Below are 22516 nucleotides of genomic sequence, written 5' to 3' on the forward strand. Positions count from 1 at the left end.
TCGGTCAAGAGCGAGTCAAGGGCGCACCAAGGGTGCGTCAAGGATCCATCAGTAATTAGTTTACCGAACGGTTGACGCTGCAACTATGACTCGTCAGATTGTCAGCTTTCGTCTGTTGATTCCGTGACGGTGTCACGAGGGAGTCGCGCGGGCGCCGCGTCAACGGCCCTACGCTGAAACGAGTTCGCCCGCGGTCCGGAAGCCGCCCCGGACGCGGTCGTAGGGTCGGTCCATGACGGAACACGATCTGAGCGTCTTCGAGGTGGAGGCCATCGCCCGCGAGGCCCATGCCCGGCAGACCGACAAGGCGGGCCGCCCGTACGTGGAACACCTGGCGGCGGTGGCCGAAGGCGTACGGGTACGGGGCGGCGACGACGGGCAGATCGCGGCGGCGTGGCTGCACGACGCGGTCGAGGACGACGCGCTCTCCGCGGAGTGGCTGGCGGCGGCCGCCCTGCCGCAGCGGGTGAAGGACATGGTCCTGGCGGTGACCAAGCGGCCGGGCGAGGAGCTGTCCTCGTACACCGCGCGGATCCTGGCGACCCCGGGCGCACTGCTCGTCAAGGAGGCGGACCTCGCCCACAACGCGGATCCCGCCCGCCTCGCGGTCCTGGACGCGGCGACGCGTACCCGGCTGACGGCGAAATATGCGCAGGTGCGAGGCCTATTGGGGCTGGTCGGCGGCGAATCACCCTCGGACCGAAAGGATCCGGCCAACCCGGAGACGCAATGATCCACCCGCGGCTCGGCCGCGGGTGGATCAGGGGGAGTGGACGAGGAGGGCGGCGGCGGCCGGTCCGCGCACGGCCGGCTCACCGAGGGCTCAGCGCTTCGCGGGGTCCTTCCGGAACGCCCACGCCATGTCCGGCTCGGTGGCCCACTTCAGGGTGCGGCCCACCAGCGGGGTGCACATGAGCGTCACGGCCACCGCCGCCGCGAGCGAGACGAGGACCAGTCCGACCGGGCCGGAGAGCCAGGTGTAGCGGTCGAACAGACCCGCGTACTCGGCCCCCTTGATCAGGAAGCCGTGCAGCAGATACCCGCAGATCGTGCCGGCGCCGAGCACCGTGAACCACCGGGCCCGGCCGGGCACCCAGGCCAGGAAGCCGATCGTCAGCGCCAGGGCGCAGCCGAACATCCCGAGCGTCATCACCGCGCCCGACCACCACGGGGCGCCCATCTCCTGCGCGCTGTTGGCGCGGTAGAGCCAGCCGAGCTGCATGCGCGGGGCGACCCAGTACGCGAACAGCAGCGCGCCCGCGAACAGCGGCACCGACAGCAGCCGCACCTCGCGCCGCCTGACCAGCTGGAAGTGCTCGGGCTTCATCAGCAGACCGAGCACGAAGAACGGCAGGAACTGCAGCACCCGCTGAAGGTCGAGGTCGTCGCCGATGTCGGGGGAGACGGAGGCGAGCATGGCGATGGCGAGAGCCACCGGCAGCGGATGGCGCAGCGTGCGCCAGATCGGCGTGGTCACCCGCCAGACGAACAGGGCGATCAGGAACCAGGTCAGGAAGAACGGGTCGACCAGGCTGATCGCCATGTCGGGCGAATCGTCCGCGTACCGCTTGAAGAGCGAATAGGCCGTCTCGAACAGCACGTACGGCACCGCGACGCCGGTGACCAGCCGCTTCGCCTTGGACGGTGTCATGTCGAACGATCGTGAGAAGTAGCCGGAGATGAGGATGAAGGCCGGCATGTGGAACATGTACACGATCATGTACAGCGCCCGGGTGGCGCGACTGCCGTCCATCACGGGTTCCCAGGCGTGCGCCACCGCGACGAGAACGATGGCCAGATACTTCACATTGTCGAAGTAGGGATCGCGCTTCATGGCCGCCGCGGGCGCCGGAGCGGCGGCGCCCGGAGTGCCGGGCACGGGGGCGGGCCGGGGTGCGGTGGTGGTGAGCGTCTGCTCGTGTCTGGGCTCCGACTCCCGGGTCGCCGGGGGGAGCGGTGCCCTCTGAAATACGCTCGGAGCTTGGAACATCCAAGGCACTCTAGACCGGTCGATTGCCTCGCGTAAAACTGCGGGGAGATATCACGCGTTCCCCTCTATTCGAATGTGAAACCGTCGAACACTGCCCGCTATGGCACCTTTGATCCCGCTTAAATGGGGCATATCGGAAGGGTGTTGGTCGAAGTGAATTACGTCGCATCCATGCCGTCAATTTGCTGTGAATGAAGTGTGGGGATGCGGAAACGATTGCTGCGGTGGATATTCGTCCGCAGGGATTTCACAGCCGGCGCACAGGGGGCGTGAGGAGGGTGCGGCTCTCGGGCGCCGCCCGCGCGCCCCCCGCGCACGGGGCGGGACGGGGCGGGACCGTGCGCCGCCCGGTGCGCGCCGCTGCTGCGTCGCCGGCCTGTGAAGGATGGCGGGATCCCGTCACTCCGTTCCGTCACCCGGCAGCGACCAGGGGGGAGTTGGTGGCACGATGGGGGTGACGGGGCGCGCGGTGGTGCACGCTTCCGGGCCGGCAAGGCGGACCGACCGAGGGTGTGATCAGACGTGGCTATTTCACTGTCTATGGTGCTGCTGTTCGCGGTCATCCTGGTGGTAATGATCCGTGGCGGCTCCATCAAGGCCGGCCCCGCGATCGTCGCCGTGCTCTTCGGCTTCTTCCTGGCATCGACCGGCATGGCCCCGTCGATCAACAGGTTCATGAACTCGATAGCCGACACCATCAACCAGATCAGCTTCTGAGACCCGTCAATCGGCTTCCGAAGTCCGACTCGGCTTCCGAGGCCCGCCAACGCACGAGGGCCTGGCCGGAGGATCATCCTCCGGCCAGGCCCTCGACTGCGTGGAGCGGGCGACGGGAATCGAACCCGCGTAGCTAGTTTGGAAGACTAGGGCTCTACCATTGAGCTACGCCCGCAAGCGTCGCACCGCAGGTCCGTGGACCGCGGCACGAAGAGCATCGTAGCGGGTCGGCGGTGGTGCCCGCACACCCGTTGTGCCGGCCGCCGGAAAGCGGCGGAACCACGGCTCCCGTGCATGTACCCTACGTGTCGCACCGACGGGGTGTGGCGCAGCTTGGTAGCGCGTCCGCTTTGGGAGCGGAAGGTCGTCGGTTCGAATCCGGCCACCCCGACCACCGGCAAGATCGCATTGTGGGAGTCCTCCCCCTTGCCGTTACTATGCAAAATGCGTGCCCGTGTGTCTGATGTACCGGGCTCGGTCCGCGAAGCCGCCACTCGGCGGCCCAGCAGAACCCCAAGAAGTCAGCCACCAAGGAGACCGAACCGTGAAGAGCGCCGTGGAGACCCTGAACCCGACTCGGGTTCGGCTCAGCATTGAGGTGCCCTTCGAGGAGCTCAAGGACAGCCTCGACGCGGCGTACAAGAAGATCAACCAGCAGGTCACGGTGAAGGGCTTCCGCAAGGGCAAGATCCCCGCCCGGGTCATCGACCAGCGGTTCGGCCGCGGTGCGGTGCTGGAGGAGGCCGTCAACGACGCCCTCCCGAAGTTCTACACCGAGGCGGTCAACGAGGGTGAGCTGAACGTCCTCGGCCAGCCCGAGGTCGACATCACCGAGCTGAAGGACGGCGAGCTGCTGGCCTTCACCGCCGAGGTTGACGTACGCCCCGAGATCGAGATCCCGGACTACTCCGGCATCGAGGTCACCGTCGACGCCCTTGAGGTCACCGACGAAGAGGTCGAGAAGGCCGTGGAGCAGCTCCGCGAGCGCTTCGCCGCCACCAACCCGGTCGAGCGCGCCGCCGCCGACGGCGACGTCGTCACGATCGACCTGCAGGCCAAGGTCGACGGCGAGGTCCTGGAGGACGGCGTGGCCGACGGTGTCTCGTACACCATCGGTTCCGGCGAGCTCCTCGACGGCATCGACGAGGCCGTGACCGGCCTGGAGGCCGGTGGCGAGGCCACCTTCACCTCCGAGCTGAAGGGCGGCTCCGCCGAGGGCAAGGCCGCGGAGGTCACCGTCAAGGTCACCGCCGTCGCCGCCCGTGAGCTCCCCGAGCTGGACGACGACTTCGCCCAGATGGCCAGCGAGTTCGACACGCTGGAGGAGCTGAAGGCCGACAGCCGCAAGCGCCTGGAGACCACCAAGCAGTACGACCAGGCCACCCAGGCCCAGGAGCGGGTCCTGGAGGAGCTGCTGAAGCTCGCCGAGGTCCCGATCCCGGAGAAGCTGCTCGCGGACGAGGTCCAGACCCGCAAGCACAACCTGGAGCACCACCAGCTCGGTCAGATGGGTCTCGACCTCGAGAAGTACCTCGAGATCCAGGGCAAGACCCTGGAGGAGTTCGAGAACGAGACCTCCGAGCAGGCCGTCAAGGGCATCAAGACCCAGTTCATCCTGGACGAGCTCGTCAACAAGGAGAAGCTGAACGTCAACCAGGAGGAGCTCACCGAGCACCTCATGCGGCGTGCTGCCTCCTCCGGCATGAGCCCCGACCAGTTCGCCCAGGCCGTCGTCGAGGGTGGCCAGGTGCCGATGCTCGTCGGCGAGGTCGCCCGCGGCAAGGCGCTCGCCGTCGTCGTCGAGGCCGCCAAGGTCGTCGACACCAACGGCGAGGTCGTCGACCTCGAGGACGAGGACGAGGCCGCCGAGACCACGGAGACGGCCGAGGCCGCCACCGAGGACAAGGCGGAGGGCAAGGCCGAGGAGAAGAACGAGGCCTGAGCCTCGCCCCGCTCCACAGGACAGCCTTCGCGCTGACCGGTAGGTACGACGGGCCCCGGACGCACCGCGCGTCCGGGGCCCGTCGCCTCTCCCCGTGCCATCGCGCCGTATCGCCGTGCGGCCCCCGGAACCCTTGTGCCCACTGCGGACCTTGCGCTCCCAGCGAACAGTTGCGGAAGCGGGATGGCGTTGTCCCACCTGCGCGTTAGGGTCCATGAAGAGGAAGGGTGGGGCAGTGACTTCACCCGCCCGGTACGAAGACGCTGAGACGGCCGGAGCCGTCAGAGACGAGCAGGTGGATACGTGACGAATCTGATGCCCTACGCCGCCGGAGAGCCGTCCCTCGGTGGAGGCCTCGGTGACCAGGTCTACAGCCGACTGCTCGGCGAGCGCATCATCTTCCTCGGTCAGCAGGTCGACGATGACATCGCCAACAAGATCACCGCACAGCTTCTCCTCCTTGCCGCTGATCCGGACAAGGACATCTACCTCTACATCAACAGCCCCGGTGGTTCGGTGACGGCCGGCATGGCGGTCTACGACACCATGCAGTACATCCCCAACGACGTCGTCACCATCGGCATGGGCATGGCCGCCTCCATGGGCCAGTTCCTGCTCACCGGCGGCGCCGCGGGCAAGCGCTTCGCGCTCCCTAACACCGACATCCTCATGCACCAGGGTTCGGCCGGCATCGGTGGCACGGCCTCGGACATCAAGATCCAGGCCGAGTACCTGCTCCGCACCAAGACGCGGATGGCGGAGATCACCGCCCGCCACTCCGGCCAGACCGTCGAGACGATCATCCGCGACGGCGACCGTGACCGCTGGTACACGGCGGAGGAGGCCAAGAATTACGGCCTCATCGACGAGATCATCACGTTCGCGTCGGGCATCCCGGGCGGCGGCGGCACCGGTGCCTGATCCGGTTCCCACCGGATCGGCGACACCGCCTCCCGCCCGCCTCTCGTACGCCGAGACCTCCAGCCCACCGAACGCCACCAGGATGGTGAAGACCCACATGAACAACTACACCGGCGCCTCCGCGAGCGGCCTCTACACCGGCCCGCAGGTGGACAACCGCTACGTCGTCCCGCGCTTCGTGGAGCGCACCTCGCAGGGCGTGCGCGAGTACGACCCGTACGCGAAGCTCTTCGAGGAGCGCGTGATCTTCCTGGGCGTCCAGATCGACGACGCCTCGGCCAACGACGTCATGGCGCAGCTCCTGTGCCTTGAGTCGATGGACCCCGACCGCGACATCTCGATCTACATCAACAGCCCCGGCGGCTCGTTCACCGCGCTCACCGCGATCTACGACACGATGCAGTTCGTGAAGCCGGACATCCAGACGGTCTGCATGGGCCAGGCGGCCTCCGCCGCCGCCGTCCTGCTCGCCGCGGGCACCCCGGGCAAGCGCATGGCGCTCCCGCACGCCCGGGTGCTCATCCACCAGCCGTCCTCCCAGACGGGCCGCGAGCAGCTCTCCGACCTGGAGATCGCGGCCAACGAGATCCTCCGTATGCGTACGCAGCTGGAGGAGATGCTGGCCCGGCACTCGACGACCCCGCTGGAGAAGATCAGCGAGGACATCGAGCGCGACAAGATCCTCACGGCCGAGGACGCCCTGGCGTACGGTCTGGTCGACCAGATCGTTAGCACCCGCAAGACCACCGCGGGCGCATCGCTCTGACGTCGGTCTTTCCCCTTGGCACATTCCGTTTGCACGACCACGGCCGTGTGAACCGTGCCAAGGGGGGCCCGAACGGGGGCCCAGGCAAGGTACCGTCGGATAGAGGCACCAGGAGTCGCTGAACCAGGCGTCTCCCAGGCGAAGGGGAAGCACCTCGTGGCACGCATCGGTGATGGCGGCGACCTGCTCAAGTGCTCGTTCTGCGGAAAGAGCCAGAAGCAGGTGAAGAAGCTCATCGCGGGACCCGGTGTGTACATCTGCGACGAGTGCATCGATCTCTGCAACGAGATCATCGAGGAGGAGCTCGCGGAGACGAGCGAGGTGCGCTGGGAAGAGCTTCCCAAGCCCCGCGAGATCTACGAGTTCCTGGAGGGGTACGTCGTCGGGCAGGAGCCCGCGAAGAAGGCCCTCTCGGTCGCGGTGTACAACCACTACAAGCGGGTCCAGGCCGGGGAGAACGGCGGCGGTGCCAATCGTGAGGACGCGATCGAGCTCGCCAAGTCGAACATCCTCCTGCTGGGCCCCACGGGTTCCGGTAAGACGCTGCTCGCGCAGACGCTGGCCCGCATGCTCAACGTCCCGTTCGCCATCGCGGACGCGACGGCGCTGACGGAGGCCGGCTATGTCGGCGAGGACGTCGAGAACATCCTGCTCAAGCTGATCCAGGCGGCCGACTACGACGTCAAGAAGGCCGAGACCGGGATCATCTACATCGACGAGATCGACAAGGTCGCCCGCAAGAGCGAGAACCCGTCGATCACCCGCGATGTCTCCGGCGAGGGCGTGCAGCAGGCCCTGCTGAAGATCCTGGAGGGCACCACCGCCTCCGTGCCGCCGCAGGGCGGACGCAAGCACCCCCACCAGGAGTTCATCCAGATCGACACGACGAACGTGCTGTTCATCGTGGGCGGCGCGTTCTCGGGCCTGGAGAAGATCATCGAGTCCCGGGCCGGCGCCAAGGGCATCGGCTTCGGCGCCACGATCCGCTCCAAGCTGGAGATCCAGGCGAGCGACCAGTTCCAGGAGGTCATGCCGGAGGACCTGGTGAAGTTCGGGATGATCCCCGAGTTCATCGGCCGCCTCCCCGTGCTGACCTCGGTCCACAACCTGGACCGCGAGGCCCTGCTCCAGATCCTCATCGAGCCGCGCAACGCCCTGGTCAAGCAGTACCAGCGGCTGTTCGAACTCGACGGTGTGGAGCTGGACTTCGAGCGCGAGGCGCTGGAGGCCATCGCCGACCAGGCGATCCTGCGCCAGACCGGCGCACGCGGTCTGCGGGCGATCATGGAGGAAGTCCTCCAGTCCGTGATGTACGAGGTCCCGTCCCGCAAGGACGTCGCCCGCGTCGTCATCACCCCGGACGTCGTCCGCAACAACGTCAACCCGACGCTGGTCCCGCGCGAGCCGCGCACGATCGGCAAGAACGACGGCGGCCGGCACGAGAAGTCGGCGTAGCCGCTGACGACTTGCTCACGCCGTAGGGGCGCCCGCCGTATGAACCGGTGGGCGCCCCTACAGCGTTGGGCGATCAGATCTTGGTGCGGGAGGTGTTGTAGAGCTTGGCGGCGAGGTCGGCCATGTCCTCCTGCGGCACGGACTTCTCGGTCAGCGCCGAGGCGACGTCGAGACCGGCGACGATGCCGACCGTGCTGTAGTCGGCCCAGATGCAGACCGGCATGGTGAACGTCTTCGGCCCCTTCGCGGAGGTGGTGTCGGGCTGGCCGGTGTCCACCTTGAGGTCCTGGCACTTCATCAGCGCACCGTCGAAGCCGTCCGGCTTGAACTCCTTGGGGCTGCCCACCCAGGAGGGCTTGTTGCCGGTGCCGGTGCCGGTCCCGGTGTCCTTCGTCATGTTCTTCTCGGCCTTGGCGAACGCGCCGTCGAGCGTCTTCGCCGGATCCGAGATCTCGCCCCAGACGCCCTCGAAGATGAGCACCTTCTGCGCCAGGGGATTGTCCTTGCTGCCGCTCTGGTACTGGGCCCCCGCCTTGTTGGCGTCCTTGACGCCCATGGCCTCGGCCTCGGCCTTGTCATCGCCGGTCACCGGGCCGGCCGGCGAGGGCTTGGACGTGTCCTTCTTGTAGTCCTCCACCGACGCCGGAGGCGTCAGCTTGTACCCCTTCGTGGAGTCCGCCACGTCACTGTTGCCGCCGGAGGTCAGGAAGTACACCCCGCCCGCGATGACCGCCAGCGCCACCACGGCGACACCGATGATCAGACCGGTCTTCTTCTTCGGCTGCTGTGGCTGGCCGCCGTACGGAGGCTGGCCGCCGTACGGCGGAGTGGGCGGCTGCTGGCCGTACGGGCCCGGCTGCTGGGCCTGCGGGTAGCCGTAGCCCTGCGGCGGCTGCTGGGGCTGGCCGTACGGGTTCGGCTGCTGCGGGGGGACGCCCTGAGGGGCCTGCTGCGGGTAACCGTAGCCGGGCTGGCCCTGCGGGGGGCCCTGGGGCGGCGGGGCTCCGTACGGGCCCGGCTGCTGTCCGTACGGTCCGGGCTGGCCCTGCGGCGGCTGCCCGCCGTACGGGCCCGGCTGGTTGTAGCTCATTGCGGTGTCCCCTCCAGAATTCCTCATGCGTTGCGAACATCCTGACGGAAGCCGCCCTGACATGGGGGATCGGGTCGGACACCGTTACTGAACCAATCCGTTTCAGTGCAGACCTGTGACGGCCCTAAACTGTCTCCCGTGACCGAGAACTCATCGCAGCAGCCAGCCAGCAACCCCGAACTGCCGACCCAGTACGCGCCGGCCGATGTAGAGGGGAAGCTGTACGAGCGCTGGGTAGAGCGTGGTTACTTCGAAGCCGACGAGCACAGCGACAAGCCGCCCTACAGCATCGTCATCCCGCCGCCGAACGTCACCGGGTCGCTCCACCTGGGCCACGCCTTCGAGCACACGCTGATCGACGCCCTCGTCCGCCGGAAGCGGATGCAGGGCTACGAGGCGCTGTACCAGCCGGGCATGGACCACGCCGGCATCGCCACCCAGAACGTCGTCGAGCGCGAGCTCGGCAAGGAGGGCAAGTCCCGCCACGACCTGGGCCGCGAGGCCTTCGTCGAGCGCGTCTGGCAGTGGAAGAACGAGTCCGGCGGCCAGATCTCCGGCCAGATGCGCCGCCTCGGCGAGGGCGTCGCCTGGTCCCGTGAGCGCTTCACCATGGACGAGGGCCTGTCCAAGGCCGTCCAGACTGTCTTCAAGCAGATGTACGACGACGGGCTGATCTATCGCGCCGAGCGCATCATCAACTGGTGCCCCCGCTGTCTCACCGCGATCTCCGACATCGAGGTCGAGTACCAGGAGGACGACGGCGAGCTCGTCTCCATGACGTACGGGGACGGGGACGAGACCATCGTCGTCGCCACCACCCGCGCCGAGACGATGCTCGGTGACACCGCCGTCGCCGTCCACCCCGACGACGAGCGCTACAAGCACCTGGTCGGCAAGCAGATCAGCCTGCCGCTGACCGACCGCACCATCCCCGTCGTCGCCGACCACCACGTCGACCCCGAGTTCGGCACCGGCGCGGTCAAGGTGACGCCCGCCCACGACCCGAACGACTTCGAGATCGGCAAGCGCCACGACCTGCCGTTCCTCACGGTCCTGGACGAGCGCGCCGTCATCACCGTCCCCGGCCCCTTCCAGGGCCTGGACCGGCTGGAGGCCCGCTCCGCCATCGTCGCCGCCCTGCGCGCCGAGGGCCGGATCGTCGCCGAGAAGCGGCCCTACGTCCACTCCGTCGGGCACTGCTCCCGCTGCAAGACCACCATCGAGCCGCGTCTCTCGCTCCAGTGGTGGGTCAAGGTCGCCCCGCTCGCCAAGGCCGCGGGCGACGCGGTCCGCGACGGCAGCGTCAAGATCCACCCGCAGGAGATGGAGAAGCGGTACTTCGACTGGGTCGACAACCTCCACGACTGGACGATCTCGCGCCAGCTCTGGTGGGGCCACCGCATCCCCGTCTGGTACGGCCCGAACGGCGAGGTCGTCTGCGTCGGACCCGACGACGAGGCGCCCACCGGCGAGGGCTGGACCCAGGACAGCGATGTTCTGGACACCTGGTTCTCCTCCGGCCTGTGGCCGTTCTCCACCCTCGGCTGGCCCGAACGGACCGACAGCCTCGCGAAGTTCTACCCGAACTCCGTCCTGGTCACCGGCTACGACATCCTCTTCTTCTGGGTCGCCCGGATGATGATGTTCGGCCTGTACGTCAACGACGGCGTCCCGCCGTTCTCCACCATCGTCCTGCACGGCATGGTCCGCGACGAGCACGGCAAGAAGATGTCGAAGTCCTTCGGCAACGTCGTCAACCCGCTGGACTGGATGGACAAGTACGGCTCCGACGCCCTGCGCTTCACCCTCGCGCGCGGCGCCAACCCGGGCACCGACGTCCCGATCGGCGAGGAGTGGGTCCAGGGCTCGGCGAAGTTCTCCAACAAGATCTGGAACGCCACCCGCTTCGCCCTGATGAACGGCGCCACCATCGAGGGCGACCTGCCCCCGGTCGAGGAGATGTCGGTCACCGACCGCTGGATCCTGTCCCGCCTCAACAAGACCGTCGCGGACGTCGACGCGTTCTACGACGACTTTCAGTTCGCCAAGATCAGTGAGACCCTGCGCCACTTCGCGTGGGACGAGGTCTTCGACTGGTACGTCGAGCTGTCCAAGACCACGTTCTTCGCGGGCGGCCGCCCGGCCGAGGTCTCCGGCCGGGTCCTCGGCGAGGTCCTGGACGTGATGCTGCGGCTGCTCCACCCGATCGTCCCGTTCGTCACGGAGGCGCTGTGGACCGCGCTCACCGGGCGTGAGTCGATCGTCATCGCCGAGTGGCCGGGCGACTCCGGCTTCCGCGACGACGCGGCCGAGAAGGAGATCGAGCTGGTCCAGCAGGTCGTCACCGAGGTCCGCCGCTTCCGCAACGACCAGGGCCTCCAGCCCGGCCAGAAGGTCCCGGCCCAGCTGACCCTGACCGGCACGGAGCTCGCCCCGCACGAGGCGGCCATCCGCCAGCTGCTCCGGCTCCAGCCCGCCGGGGACGACTTCCAGGCCACCGCGTCCCTCCCGGTCGCCGGGGCCACCGTCGCCCTGGACCTGTCCGGCACGATCGACGTGGCGGCCGAGCGCAAGCGCCTCACGAAGGACCTGGAGGCCGCGCAGAAGGAGAAGGCCCAGGCCACCGGGAAGCTCGGCAACGAAGCCTTCCTGGCCAAGGCCCCGGACAACGTGGTCGACAAGATCCGCGGCCGGCTCTCCAAGGCCGAGGCCGACATCGAGCGGATCTCCGCCCAGCTGGCGGGCCTGCCGCAGAGCTGATGGGGTGAGAGCGAAGCCCCCGCACCCCGACCGACCGGGGACGCGGGGGCTTCGCCGTACGGCCTCCGTGTCCCGCCCGTCCGCACTGTGCCGGGCGCTGCGCGCGATGTCGGCGCCCATCCGTAGACTGGGCGCGTGAGTGAGCCCCGCCCTTCAGACCGGCACGACGCGCCCGATCCCGACGACACCTTCGAGGAGATCGTCGACGAGGCGACCCAGCGCGACCCCGACCTGGCGGTGATCGAGGCCGGGAGCCGCACACTGCGCACCTACTCGGGCCACCCGCAGGGTGAAGTGGTCCCGGCCCGCCCGGCCGACCCCGAGACCGACGAGGCGCTGCGCGCGGTGGAGCAGGAGCTCGCCGGACGCTGGGGCGAGACCAAGCTGGAGCCGTCCGTCGCGCGCATCGCCGCGCTGATGGACCTCCTCGGCGAGCCGCAGCGCGCCTACCCCTCCATCCACATCACCGGCACCAACGGCAAGACCAGCACGGCCCGCATGATCGAGGCCCTGCTCAACGCCTTCGAGCTGCGCACCGGCCGCTACACCTCCCCGCACGTCCAGTCGATCACCGAGCGGATCAGCCTCGACGGCTCCCCGATCGAGCCCGAGCGCTTCATCGAGACGTACGAGGACATCAAGCCGTACGTCGAGATGGTCGACGGCCAGCAGCCCTACCGGCTCTCCTTCTTCGAGGTCCTCACCGGCATGGCGTACGCGGCCTTCGCCGACGCGCCCGTCGACGTGGCGGTCGTCGAGGTCGGCATGGGCGGCACCTGGGACGCCACCAACGTCATCGACTCCACGGTCGCCGTCGTCACCCCCATCTCGCTGGACCACACCGACCGGCTCGGCACCACGCCCGCCGAGATCGCCGGGGAGAAGGCCGGGGTCATCAAGCAGGGCGCCACGGTCATCCTGGCGCAGCAGCCGGTGGACGCCGCGCAGGTGATGCTGAAGAAGGCCGTCGAGGTGGACGCCACCGTGGCCCGCGAGGGCATGGAGTTCGGCGTCACCTCCCGTGAGATCGCGGTCGGCGGACAGTTGCTCACCCTGCGGGGCCTGGGCGGCGAGTACGAGGGCATCTTCCTTCCGCTGTACGGGGCCCACCAGGCGCACAACGCGGCCGTCGCGCTCTCCGCGGTCGAGGCGTTCTTCGGCATCGGCGCCGAGCAGGCCCGCTCCCTCGATATCGACGCGATCCGCAAGGCGTTCGCCTCGGTGCTCTCGCCCGGCCGCCTGGAGGTCGTGCGCTCCAGCCCGACCGTCGTGCTGGACGCCGCGCACAACCCGGCGGGAGCCAAGGCGGCGGCGGACGGCGTCTCCGAGGCGTTCAGCTTCTCCCGGCTGATCGGTGTGGTCGGCACGAGCGGCGACAAGGACGTCCGCGGGCTCCTGGAGGCCTTCGAGCCGATCTTCGCCGAGATCGTCGTCACGCAGAACTCCACCGCCCGCGCGATGGACGTGGACGAACTGGCCGCGATCGCCGTCGAGGTCTTCGGCGACGACCGGGTCCAGGTCGAGCCGCGTCTCGACGACGCGCTGGAGGCGGCGATCACGCTGGCCGAGGAGGACGACGAGTACGCGGGCGCCGGGGTGCTGGTGACCGGATCCGTGATCACGGTCGGCGAAGCCCGGCTGCTGCTGGGAAGGGGCTGAGACGCCGATGCGGACGCTCTGCGCCTCGACGCTGATCGGCGAGTTCTTCGTGATCGGCTTCGCCGGTCTCGTCGCGATGAAGCTGGACGACGCCTCCATGGCCGTGGTCTGGACGGTGTGTGGCATCGGCATGGCCCTGTCCGTGCTGCTGTGCGGAATGATCACCCGGCCCGGCGGTGTCCAGTTGGGCTGGGCGCTCCAGGTCGCACTCGTCCTCAGCGGTTTCGTGGTCCCGATGATGTTCATCCTCGGCCTGGCCTTCGGCGGTCTGTGGTGGGCCTCGATCCACTACGGCCGCAAGATCGACGAGGCCAAGGCCAACTGGGCCGCCCAGCAGGACGCCGGCGAAGCCACGGCCTGAGGCCGGACACGCGCGGCTCGCCCGCCCGGGCCCCGGAAATCCGGGGCCCTGAAGGTGACCCTGGGTGAACCCGGGCGCGGACCCGTCTCCGTACCCCTGTAATCTCGCCCTCACCGCACCCGTATGCCTGGCCTTGCAAGGAGCCGTACATGACTCAGCGCACTCTCGTCCTGCTCAAGCCCGACGCGGTCCGCCGTGGCCTGATCGGCGAGATCGTCGGCCGCATCGAGCGCAAGGCCGACTGGCGGATCACCGCGCTGGAGCTGCGCACCCTGGACCACGAGACGCTGGAGCAGCACTACGGCGAGCACAAGGGCCGCCCGTTCTACGAGCCGCTCATGGAGTTCATGGCCTCCGGCCCCGTCGTCGCCCTGGTGGCCGAAGGTGAGCGGGTCATCGAGGGCATCCGTACCCTGGCCGGCCCCACCGACCCGATCGCCGCCGCGCCCGGGTCCATCCGTGGTGACTTCGGCACGATCACCCGCGAGAACCTCATCCACGCCTCGGACTCCGAGGAGTCCGCAGAGCGAGAACTGAAGCTTTTCTTTCCGGGACTTTCCTGACCTGATCGGCCAAACAGCGCTGTACGCCTGGGGCGACCGAAGTAATTCGGTCGCCCCTCCGCATAGGGTTTGGGATCGCGGGAACGCATCCTTCCGACGTAACGTCACCATGGGTAGAACGGGCACCCGTTCCGCTCACATTGGCGAAGGACCCTCGCGCTGTGTCCGTGCATACGGCACTACGATGGAAGCTTCCACGCCCGCAGCGCCAACCTCGCCTACCAGAACAAGCCATCTTCGCTTCTTGGGAAGGCCCGACGCATCCTCATGGGGAACAAGGGGAACTCAATGTCGTTCATCGGCCGTGACATGGCTATCGACCTCGGGACTGCCAACACGCTGGTGTACGTCAGGGGGCGCGGCATCGTCCTGAACGAGCCGTCCGTCGTGGCCATCAACACCAACACCGGCGGAATTCTGGCGGTCGGCTCCGAGGCCAAGAAGATGATCGGGCGCACGCCGGGCAACATCGTTGCCGTGCGGCCCCTGAAGGACGGCGTGATCGCCGACTTCGAGATCACCGAGCGGATGCTCCGCTACTTCATCCTCAAGATCCACAAGCGTCGCTATCTTGCCCGCCCCCGCGTCGTCGTCTGCGTGCCCTCCGGTATCACCGGGGTCGAGCGCCGCGCCGTCATCGAGGCGTCCACGCAGGCCGGTGCGCGCCAGGTGCACATCATCGAGGAGCCCATGGCCGCGGCCATCGGCTCCGGCCTGCCGGTCCACGAGGCCACCGGCAACATGGTCGTCGACATCGGTGGCGGCACCACCGAGGTCGCCGTGATCTCGCTCGGCGGAATCGTCACCGCCCAGTCGATCCGCACCGCCGGTGACGAGCTGGACAACGCGATCATCCAGCACATCAAGAAGGAGTACTCGCTCCTCCTCGGTGAGCGGACCGCCGAACAGATCAAGATCACCATCGGTTCGGCGTACGACCTGGAGAAGGACGAGCACACCGAGATCCGCGGCCGCGACCTGGTCTCCGGACTGCCCAAGACGGTTGTCATCTCGGCCGCCGAGGTCCGCAAGGCCATCGAGGAACCGGTCAACGCGATCGTCGACGCCGTGAAGACGACGCTCGACAAGTGCCCGCCCGAGCTCTCCGGCGACATCATGGACCGCGGCATCGTCCTCACCGGCGGCGGCGCGCTGCTGCGCGGTCTGGACGAGCGGCTGCGCCACGAGACGGGCATGCCGATCCACATCGCCGAGGACCCCCTGGACTCGGTGGCGCTCGGCTCCGGCAAGTGCGTCGAGGAGTTCGAGGCGCTCCAGCAGGTGCTGGACGCCCAGCCCCGCCGCTAGGGCGTGTCCGGCAGAACATCACCCGATCCGGCGCGCGGACCGCGGACGCTGCGGCTCCGCCCGCCGGATCGTTGATATAGATCGTTGCTGTACACGTACCGACGTACGCAGGTGCTGACGTACGGACAGCCACACATACACAGGCACGAACATTCCGACGAGGAAGGCACGGCCGCCGCACGTGAGGGACACACGAGAGAGCCGGCTGCTCCTGGTGCTGCTGATCGCCATCGCATTCGCCCTGATCACGGTGGATATCCGAGGCGGCGAGAAGTCACCGGTCGACGGCGCGAGGCAGGCCGCGGCCACGGTCTTCGGGCCGGTCGAGAACGGCGTGGCGGCAGCGGTCGACCCGGTGGGCAACGCCATAGGCGCGGTACGGGACTCCGGCAACCGGCACGACCGGATCTCCACCCTGGAGCAGGAGAACGCCGCGCTGAAGGCCAAGCTCGGCAGCGACGACCGCACCGACAGCCGGGTCCGCCAGCTCGACGCCATGCTGAAGAACGCGGGCGCCGGACAGTACGGCATCAAGGGCGCCGAGGTCATCGCCATAGGAGCGGCACAGGGCTTCTCCTGGACGATCACCATCGACGCCGGGTCGGACGACGGCATCCGCCGCGACATGACCGTCCTCAACGGAGAGGGGCTGGTCGGCCGGGTCACCACCGTCGGCCCCGGCACCGCGACGGTCCTGCTCGCCAACGACCCCGACTTCACCGTCGGCACCCGGATGGAGAAGACCGACGAGCTCGGCTTCGCCACCGGCCAGGGCTCGCGCCCGCTGTCGGTGCAGTTCCTCAACGGCAAGGCGAAGGTGAAGGCCGGCGACCGGCTGGTCACCTTCGGCTCCAGCAAGGACAAGCCCTTCGTACCCGGCGTCCCGGTCGGCGAGGTCGTCCGCGTCGACCCCTCCGGCGGCGAACTGACCCGGACCGTCTACGTGAAGCCGTACGTCGGGTTCACCAAGCTCGACATCGTCGGCGTCGTCGTGCAGGCCCCCCGCGAGGACCCGCGCGACATGGTCCTGCCCAAGCAGCCCGTCAAGACGAAGCCGAAGCCGACCCCCACGGTCACCGTCACGGTCCAGCCCAACGGCGACCTGGTGGACGGTTCCGGCAAGGTCGTCGGCAACATCAACGAGAAACCGGGCGACGCCGCCGGTGACGCGGCAGGCGACCAGCAGGGCAACGCCCAACCCGACAACGCGGCCAACGACCAGGAGTAGAGCTGATCCCCATGCGCATCAACCGGACTCTGCTCTCCACCGCCCTGGTCGTCGTCGCCCTCGTCGTCCAGGTCTCCGTCCTCGCCCGCCTCCAGCTCCCCGGGGCCGTCCCCGACCTGCTGCTCCTCACCGTCCTCGGACTCGCCTTCGTGTACGGGCCGGTCAGCGGCTCCCTCATCGGCTTCGGCGCGGGCCTCCTCGCGGACCTCGCCCCGCCCGCCGACCACGCCGCCGGGCGCTATGCCCTGGTGCTCTGCGTCATCGGCTACCTCGCGGGCCTGGCCCGACCGGAGAACGGGCAGCTGAAGTCGGCCTTCGCCCCGATGGCCGTGGTCGTCGCCGCCGCGATCGGCTCGACCCTGCTGTACGCGGGCGTCGGCGCGCTCGTCGGCGACACCTCCGCCCGCCATGTGGGTCTGGGCAGCCTGCTGTTCACGGCCGCGATCTACGACCTGCTGCTGGCGCCCTTCACGGTGCCGCTCATCATGGCGTTGGCCAGACGCACCGAGAACGACCCGCTCGCCGAGGCCTCCTCCGGCGGCAACGACGTCGCCGCCGGCTGGCTCTCCTCGGGCACCGGTCTGCGGATCGGCAACCAGCGCGGCGGCCTGCGGGTCAAGGCCGCCCGCAGCCGCGCCGCCCGCGCGGGCAGGATCAAGGGGGTCAAACGACTGTGAAGCCGTACGCGACCGAGGAGGCCGGGAGCGCTCCGTGAGGCTGTATTTCCCGGGGGACGACCCCCGTACCCCCAGCAGGACCACCACAGGGGGCACCGCGTGAGCAACATTCCCGAGACGGGGCGGACCCAGCGGGTCCAGATCCGGCTCATCGTCATCCAGGTCCTCGTCTTCTCCCTGCTGCTCACCCTCGGCGGCCGCCTCTGGTACATCCAGATCCGCAACGGCGACGAGTACACCGCCGAAGCCGCGGGCAACGGGGTGCAGCAGGTCGTCCAGCCCGCCGTGCGCGGCTCGATCCTCGACGCCCGCGGCGTGCCGCTCGCCGACAACGAGACCCGTCTCGTCGTCTCCGCCAGCCGCACCGAGCTGCTGAAGATGAAGGACGACGGCGTCGGCGTCCTCACCCGGCTCGCCGACGTCCTGGACATGAAGACCCAGGACGTCCGGGACAAGGTCCGCCTCTGCGACTCCAAGACCCCCCAGCCCTGCTGGAACGGATCGCCCTACCAGCCGATCCCGGTCACCGACGAGGCCACCACCCAGCAGGCCCTCCAGATCCGCGAGCGCGCCGAGGACTTCCCCGGCATCACCGCCGAACCCACCGCCGTACGCCGCTACGCCGCACCCGGCAAGGCGAAGACCGCACAGGTACTCGGCTACCTCTCGCCCGTCACCGACGAGGAGATCCAGCAGGCGCTGGACGGCCCGTCGCCCTACCTGCGCTCCGACCAGGTCGGCCGGTCCGGCCTCGAGCGCACGTACGACAAGGAGCTGCGCGGCAAGGCGGGCGTCACCCGTTACGAGGTCGACAACCTCGGCCGTGTCATGGGCGAGGCGGAGAACGACCCGGCGGTGTCCGGCTCCAGCCTCGTCACCAGCCTCGACGCCCGCGTCCAGGCGGTGGCCGAGTACGAGCTCGCCCAGGCGATGAAGACCGTCCGCCAGGAGACCGACAAGATCACCGGCCGGAAGTACGAGGCCGACTCCGGCGCCGTCGTCGTCATGGAGTCGAAGACGGGCCGCGTCGTGGCGATGGCCTCCCAGCCCGACTACGACCCCAACGCCTGGGTCGGCGGCATCTCCGGCAAGGAGTACGCCAAGCTCACCAGCAAGAAGTCCAACTACCCGCTGCTCAACCGGGGCATCCAGGGCCAGGCGCCCGCCGGCTCGATCTTCAAGGTGGTGTCGGCGAGCGCCGCCGTGCGCGGCGGCCACGCCTTCAACGACCGCTACAACTGCAGCAGCTCCTACAGCCTCGGCAGCCAGACCTTCGCCAACTTCGAGTCCCAGGGGCACGGCCCCATCACCCTCGGGGACGCGCTCAAGTACTCCTGCAACACCGTCTTCTACCGCCTCGGCCACGAGGAGTGGGCCAAGGACGGCGGCATAAAGCCGAAGAAGGACGCCAAGAACTGGTTCTACCGCACCGCCCGCGACTTCGGGCTCGGCTCCGAGACCGGCATCGACCTGCCCAACGAGGTCAAGGGCCGCATCCCGGACCGCCAGTGGAAGCAGGACTTCTGGAAGGCCAACAAGGACGCCTGGTGCAAGGAGGGCAAGAAGGGCGGCACCTACGTCCAGCAGATCGCGTACGAGAGCTGCCTCGAAGGTAACCAGCTCAAGGCCTACGACAGCATCAACTACGCGATCGGCCAGGGTGACGTGCTCGTCACCCCCATCCAGATGGCCACCGCCTACGCCGCCATCAGCAACGGCGGCACCATCCACGAGCCCACCGTCGGCAAGGCCGTGATCAGCCCCGACGGCAAGAACATCCAGGAGATCAAGCCCAAGGTCAGCGGCAAGCTGCCGGTCGACGCCCAGACCATCAAGGACCTCGACAAGGGACTGCGCTCGGTGGTCGAGCCGGGCGGCACCGCCGCCTGGCGGTTCGGCGGCTGGCCGCAGGACAAGATCCCGATGCGCGCCAAGACCGGTACCGCGCAGGTGTACGGCAAGCAGACCACCGGGTGGTTCGCGACCTACACCGACGACTACACGATCGTCATGACGATCTCCCAGGGCGGCACCGGCTCCGGCTCCTCCGGGCCCGCCGTCCGCAAGATCTACGACGCGCTCTACGGCCTCGACGCCGAGGGCAACCAGGACAAAGAGAGGGCCTTGCTGCCGAAGCCCCAGAAGGCGCTGCCGAAGATCCAGCCCGACGGCTCGATCTACGCGCCGAAGGTCAAGCCCTACGACCCCACCCCGGTCACGCCCGAGGTGCAGCCGGGAGGACAGGAACCCCAGTTGCCCCTACCGCCCGGAGGACAGCCCGGACTCACCGGATCGCCGGCGTCGACGGGGAGGCAGCCGTAATGGCAGGTGGATTCTCCGTCTCCCGGTACGGCCCCGACGAGGGCTCCTGGGCCAAGCTGACCGCCCGCGACTCCCTCGTACGGCGGCTGGACTGGCCGCTGCTCGGGGCCGCGCTCGCGCTCTCGGTCATCGGCTCGCTGCTCGTGTGGTCCGCCACCCGCAACCGCGACCACCTCACCCAGGGCGACCCGTACTTCTTCCTCCTGAGGCACGCCCTCAACACCGGCATCGGCCTCGCCCTGATGATCGGCACGATCTGGCTCGGCCACCGCACGCTGCGCGGGGCCGTCCCGGTCCTCTACGGCATCTCGGTGCTGCTGGTCCTGGCGGTCCTCACCCCGCTCGGCACAACGGTCAACGGCGCCCACGCGTGGATCAAGCTCCCCGCCGGCTTCTCGATCCAGCCCTCCGAGTTCACCAAGATCACCATCATCCTCGTGATGGCGATGCTGCTGGCGGCCCGCGTGGACGCGGGCGACCAGACCCACCCCGACCACCGCACCGTCGCCAAGGCGCTGGGCCTCGCGGCCATCCCCATGGCCATCGTCATGCTGATGCCGGACCTCGGCTCGGTGATGGTCATGGCCGTCATCGTCCTCGGTATCCTGCTGGCCTCCGGCGCCTCCAACCGCTGGGTCTTCGGCCTCCTCGGCGCGGGCGCGGCCGGGGCCGTCTCCGTCTGGCAGCTCGGCCTGCTCGACGACTACCAGATCGCCCGCTTCGCCGCCTTCGCCAACCCCGCGCTCGACCCGGCGGGCGTCGGCTACAACACCAACCAGGCCCGCATCGCGATCGGCTCCGGCGGACTCACCGGCACCGGGCTCTTCGAAGGCACCCAGACCACCGGCCAGTTCGTGCCCGAGCAGCAGACCGACTTCGTCTTCACCGTCGCAGGCGAGGAGCTGGGCTTCCTCGGCGCGGGACTGATCATCCTGCTCCTGGGCGTCGTCCTGTGGCGCGCCTGCCGGATCGCCCGCGAGACCACCGAGCTGTACGGCACGGTCGTCGCCGCCGGGATCATCGCCTGGTTCGCCTTCCAGTCCTTCGAGAACATCGGCATGACGCTCGGCATCATGCCGGTCGCCGGGCTGCCCCTGCCCTTCGTCTCCTACGGAGGATCCTCGATGTTCGCCGTCTGGGTGGCGATCGGGCTGCTCCAGTCGATCAGGGTGCAACGGCCGATGTCCGCCTGAACCCGGCGCATGCGGGTAGGTGTCCTTACATGGCGGACACCAAGCGCGAGATCGAGCGGAAGTACGAAGCCACCGACGACACCCGGCTGCCCGACCTGACCCGGGCGGCCGGGGTCGACCGGACGGTCCACCGCGGCCTGACCGAGCTCGACGCCGTCTACCACGACACCGCCGATCTCCGCCTCGCCGCCGACGCCCTCACCCTGCGCCGCAGGACCGGCGGGGCCGACGAGGGGTGGCACCTGAAGTTCCCCGTCGCCACCGGCATCCGGGACGAGATCCACGAGCCCCTCGCCGACACCCTGCCGCCCCCGCTGGCCGCCCTCCTGCGCTCCCGGGTCCGCCACGCGGAGATCGCCCCCGTCGTCCGGCTGCTCTCCGCCCGCGACGTCCACCACCTCACCGCCGCCGACGGCACCCTCCTCGCCGAGGTCAGCGTCGACCGGGTGCGCGCCGAGCGGCTCGCGGGGGAGGGGACCGGCGCCACGGCCACCTGGACCGAGATCGAGGTCGAGCTCGCCGACGACGGCGACCCAGCCGTCCTGGACGCCGTCGAGAAGCGGCTGCGCAAGGCCGGGGTGCGCCCCGCGAAATCCGCCTCCAAGCTCGCCCGGGCCCTCGCCGAGACGGCCCCCGCACAGAGCGGGAAGGCGGCGGCGCGGCCCCACACCGCGGGCGACCACGTCCTGGCCTACGTACGCGAACAGATCCGGAAGATCGTCGACCTCGACCCCGCCGTCCGCCGCGACCTGCCCGACTCCGTGCACAGGATGCGCGTCGCCACCCGTCGGCTGCGCAGCACCTTCAAGACCCACCGCAAGCTCCTCGACCGCGAGATCACCGACCCCCTCGGCGCGGAGCTCAAGTGGCTCGCCGCCGAACTGGGCCTCGACCGCGACCAGGAAGTCCTGGACGAACGGATCGGCACCCGCGTCGAGGCCCTGCCCGCCACCCTGACCCTCGGCCCGGTGCGCGGCCGCCTCCGCGCCTGGTCCGCCGCCCGCCGCACCGGATCACGCCGCAGGATCATCGACGTACTCGACGGGAAGCGGTATCTGGACCTCCTCGACGCCCTCGACGCGTTGAGCGCCGACCCGCCCCTGCTCCCAGCCGCCGGCCGCGCACCGCACAAAGCCCTGCCCCGGGCGGTGCTGAAGGACTACGACCGCCTCGCCACCCGCCTCGACCGCGCCCTCGGGCAGCCGCCCGGACCGGAGCGCGACACCGCGCTGCACGAGGCCCGCAAGGCCGCCAAGCGCGCCCGGTACGCGGGCGAGGCGGCCCGGCCCGCACTCGGCAAGCCCGCCAAGCGCTTCACCAAACGCGTGAAGGCCGTGCAGAGCCTCCTGGGCGACCACCAGGACAGCGTCGTCGCCCGCGAGGCCCTGCGCACCCTCGCGATCCAGTCGCACGCGGCCGGGGAGACCGCGTTCACCTGGGGACTCCTCTACGGACAGGAGGAGGCCGCCGCCGAAGCCCTGGAGCGCGAACTGCCCGAGGTCTGGGCCCGCGCCTCCGACTCCGGACTGCGCGCGGATCTGAGGACTTGAGTACCGGGGTACGC

18 protein-coding genes and 2 tRNA genes are annotated in these 22516 nt (G+C 69.1%); 17 read left to right on the forward strand and 3 right to left on the reverse strand.

Annotation, left to right across the window (positions count from 1 at the left end; all coding sequences use genetic code 11):
• Positions 1-232 precede the first annotated feature (232 nt).
• Positions 233-733 (forward strand): HD domain-containing protein, encoded by a 501-nt coding sequence (locus IG90_RS0118255; protein ID WP_030585278.1) that lies wholly within the window; start codon positions 233-235, stop codon positions 731-733.
• Positions 734-823: 90 nt separating this feature from the next.
• Here the strand turns inward: IG90_RS0118255 and IG90_RS0118260 are convergent, their stop codons facing one another.
• Positions 824-1990 (reverse strand): acyltransferase family protein, encoded by a 1167-nt coding sequence (locus tag IG90_RS0118260; RefSeq protein ID WP_030585281.1) that lies wholly within the window; start codon positions 1988-1990, stop codon positions 824-826.
• Between the two features lie 522 nt (positions 1991-2512).
• Here IG90_RS0118260 and IG90_RS0118265 point away from each other — a divergent pair.
• Positions 2513-2707 (forward strand): hypothetical protein, encoded by a 195-nt coding sequence (locus IG90_RS0118265; RefSeq protein ID WP_026290750.1) that lies wholly within the window; start codon positions 2513-2515, stop codon positions 2705-2707.
• 101 nt (positions 2708-2808) lie between these two features.
• Here IG90_RS0118265 and IG90_RS0118270 read toward each other — a convergent pair.
• A tRNA-Gly gene (locus tag IG90_RS0118270) sits at positions 2809-2882 on the reverse strand.
• A gap of 142 nt (positions 2883-3024) precedes the next feature.
• Between IG90_RS0118270 and IG90_RS0118275 the strand changes: the two genes are divergently transcribed.
• The 5 genes from IG90_RS0118275 (at position 3025) to clpX (ending at position 7791) form a co-directional block, all read left to right on the forward strand.
• Positions 3025-3101 (forward strand) — tRNA-Pro (locus IG90_RS0118275).
• 150 nt (positions 3102-3251) lie between these two features.
• Positions 3252-4649: a trigger factor gene (gene tig / locus IG90_RS0118280; RefSeq protein WP_030585285.1), complete on the forward strand. Its 1398-nt coding sequence runs from the start codon at positions 3252-3254 to the stop codon at positions 4647-4649.
• Positions 4650-4964: 315 nt separating this feature from the next.
• A complete protein-coding gene (locus tag IG90_RS0118285; RefSeq protein WP_030585288.1) occupies positions 4965-5570 on the forward strand; it encodes an ATP-dependent Clp protease proteolytic subunit in 606 nt (201 codons plus the stop codon).
• Positions 5571-5652: 82 nt separating this feature from the next.
• Positions 5653-6336, forward strand: a complete 684-nt coding sequence (locus tag IG90_RS0118290) for an ATP-dependent Clp protease proteolytic subunit (RefSeq protein ID WP_030077756.1) — start codon at positions 5653-5655, stop codon at positions 6334-6336.
• Between the two features lie 156 nt (positions 6337-6492).
• Positions 6493-7791 (forward strand): ATP-dependent Clp protease ATP-binding subunit ClpX, encoded by a 1299-nt coding sequence (gene clpX, locus IG90_RS0118295; RefSeq protein WP_007448932.1) that lies wholly within the window; start codon positions 6493-6495, stop codon positions 7789-7791.
• A 73-nt stretch (positions 7792-7864) separates the two neighbouring features.
• Here the strand turns inward: clpX and IG90_RS0118300 are convergent, their stop codons facing one another.
• A complete protein-coding gene (locus tag IG90_RS0118300; RefSeq protein ID WP_030585292.1) occupies positions 7865-8881 on the reverse strand; it encodes a hypothetical protein in 1017 nt (338 codons plus the stop codon).
• Positions 8882-9019: 138 nt separating this feature from the next.
• Between IG90_RS0118300 and IG90_RS0118305 the strand changes: the two genes are divergently transcribed.
• The 10 genes from IG90_RS0118305 (at position 9020) to IG90_RS0118350 (ending at position 22502) form a co-directional block, all read left to right on the forward strand.
• Positions 9020-11641, forward strand: coding sequence for a valine--tRNA ligase (locus tag IG90_RS0118305; protein WP_030585295.1), 2622 nt, complete (start codon positions 9020-9022; stop codon positions 11639-11641).
• Positions 11642-11776: 135 nt separating this feature from the next.
• Positions 11777-13300 (forward strand): bifunctional tetrahydrofolate synthase/dihydrofolate synthase, encoded by a 1524-nt coding sequence (gene folC / locus IG90_RS0118310; protein ID WP_030585298.1) that lies wholly within the window; start codon positions 11777-11779, stop codon positions 13298-13300.
• 7 nt (positions 13301-13307) lie between these two features.
• Positions 13308-13661, forward strand: coding sequence for a DUF4233 domain-containing protein (locus IG90_RS0118315; protein ID WP_030585300.1), 354 nt, complete (start codon positions 13308-13310; stop codon positions 13659-13661).
• Between the two features lie 149 nt (positions 13662-13810).
• A complete protein-coding gene (gene ndk / locus IG90_RS0118320; RefSeq protein ID WP_030077767.1) occupies positions 13811-14224 on the forward strand; it encodes a nucleoside-diphosphate kinase in 414 nt (137 codons plus the stop codon).
• A gap of 288 nt (positions 14225-14512) precedes the next feature.
• Positions 14513-15532, forward strand: coding sequence for a rod shape-determining protein (locus tag IG90_RS0118325; RefSeq protein ID WP_030585303.1), 1020 nt, complete (start codon positions 14513-14515; stop codon positions 15530-15532).
• Positions 15533-15713: 181 nt separating this feature from the next.
• Positions 15714-16760 (forward strand): rod shape-determining protein MreC, encoded by a 1047-nt coding sequence (gene mreC, locus IG90_RS0118330; protein WP_030585306.1) that lies wholly within the window; start codon positions 15714-15716, stop codon positions 16758-16760.
• 11 nt (positions 16761-16771) lie between these two features.
• Positions 16772-17437 (forward strand): rod shape-determining protein MreD, encoded by a 666-nt coding sequence (gene mreD / locus IG90_RS0118335; protein WP_030585309.1) that lies wholly within the window; start codon positions 16772-16774, stop codon positions 17435-17437.
• A gap of 99 nt (positions 17438-17536) precedes the next feature.
• Complete coding sequence (mrdA, locus tag IG90_RS0118340; RefSeq protein ID WP_030585312.1) at positions 17537-19759, forward strand: penicillin-binding protein 2; 2223 nt, start codon at positions 17537-17539, stop codon at positions 19757-19759.
• Positions 19759-20952, forward strand: a complete 1194-nt coding sequence (rodA, locus tag IG90_RS0118345) for a rod shape-determining protein RodA (protein WP_030585315.1) — start codon at positions 19759-19761, stop codon at positions 20950-20952. The genes mrdA and rodA overlap by 1 nt, the downstream gene beginning before the upstream one ends.
• A 29-nt stretch (positions 20953-20981) precedes the next feature.
• Positions 20982-22502: a CYTH and CHAD domain-containing protein gene (locus IG90_RS0118350; protein ID WP_030585318.1), complete on the forward strand. Its 1521-nt coding sequence runs from the start codon at positions 20982-20984 to the stop codon at positions 22500-22502.
• The last annotated feature ends 14 nt before the right edge of the window (positions 22503-22516 follow it).

Source organism: Streptomyces anulatus (assembly GCF_000721175.1).
Lineage (GTDB): Bacteria > Actinomycetota > Actinomycetes > Streptomycetales > Streptomycetaceae > Streptomyces > Streptomyces anulatus_C.

Excerpts from the sequence above, each read along its gene's own strand:
- IG90_RS0118255 (WP_030585278.1), top strand. The coding sequence starts at position 233 with ATGACGGAACACGATCTGAGCGTCTTCGAGGTGGAGGCCATCGCCCGC.
- IG90_RS0118260 (WP_030585281.1), bottom strand. The coding sequence starts at position 1,990 with ATGTTCCAAGCTCCGAGCGTATTTCAGAGGGCACCGCTCCCCCCGGCG.
- IG90_RS0118285 (WP_030585288.1), top strand. The coding sequence starts at position 4,965 with ATGCCCTACGCCGCCGGAGAGCCGTCCCTCGGTGGAGGCCTCGGTGAC.
- IG90_RS0118290 (WP_030077756.1), top strand. The coding sequence starts at position 5,653 with ATGGTGAAGACCCACATGAACAACTACACCGGCGCCTCCGCGAGCGGC.
- IG90_RS0118300 (WP_030585292.1), bottom strand. The coding sequence starts at position 8,881 with ATGAGCTACAACCAGCCGGGCCCGTACGGCGGGCAGCCGCCGCAGGGC.
- IG90_RS0118315 (WP_030585300.1), top strand. The coding sequence starts at position 13,308 with ATGCGGACGCTCTGCGCCTCGACGCTGATCGGCGAGTTCTTCGTGATC.
- ndk (WP_030077767.1), top strand. The coding sequence starts at position 13,811 with ATGACTCAGCGCACTCTCGTCCTGCTCAAGCCCGACGCGGTCCGCCGT.
- IG90_RS0118325 (WP_030585303.1), top strand. The coding sequence starts at position 14,513 with ATGTCGTTCATCGGCCGTGACATGGCTATCGACCTCGGGACTGCCAAC.
- mreD (WP_030585309.1), top strand. The coding sequence starts at position 16,772 with ATGCGCATCAACCGGACTCTGCTCTCCACCGCCCTGGTCGTCGTCGCC.
- rodA (WP_030585315.1), top strand. The coding sequence starts at position 19,759 with ATGGCAGGTGGATTCTCCGTCTCCCGGTACGGCCCCGACGAGGGCTCC.
- IG90_RS0118350 (WP_030585318.1), top strand. The coding sequence starts at position 20,982 with ATGGCGGACACCAAGCGCGAGATCGAGCGGAAGTACGAAGCCACCGAC.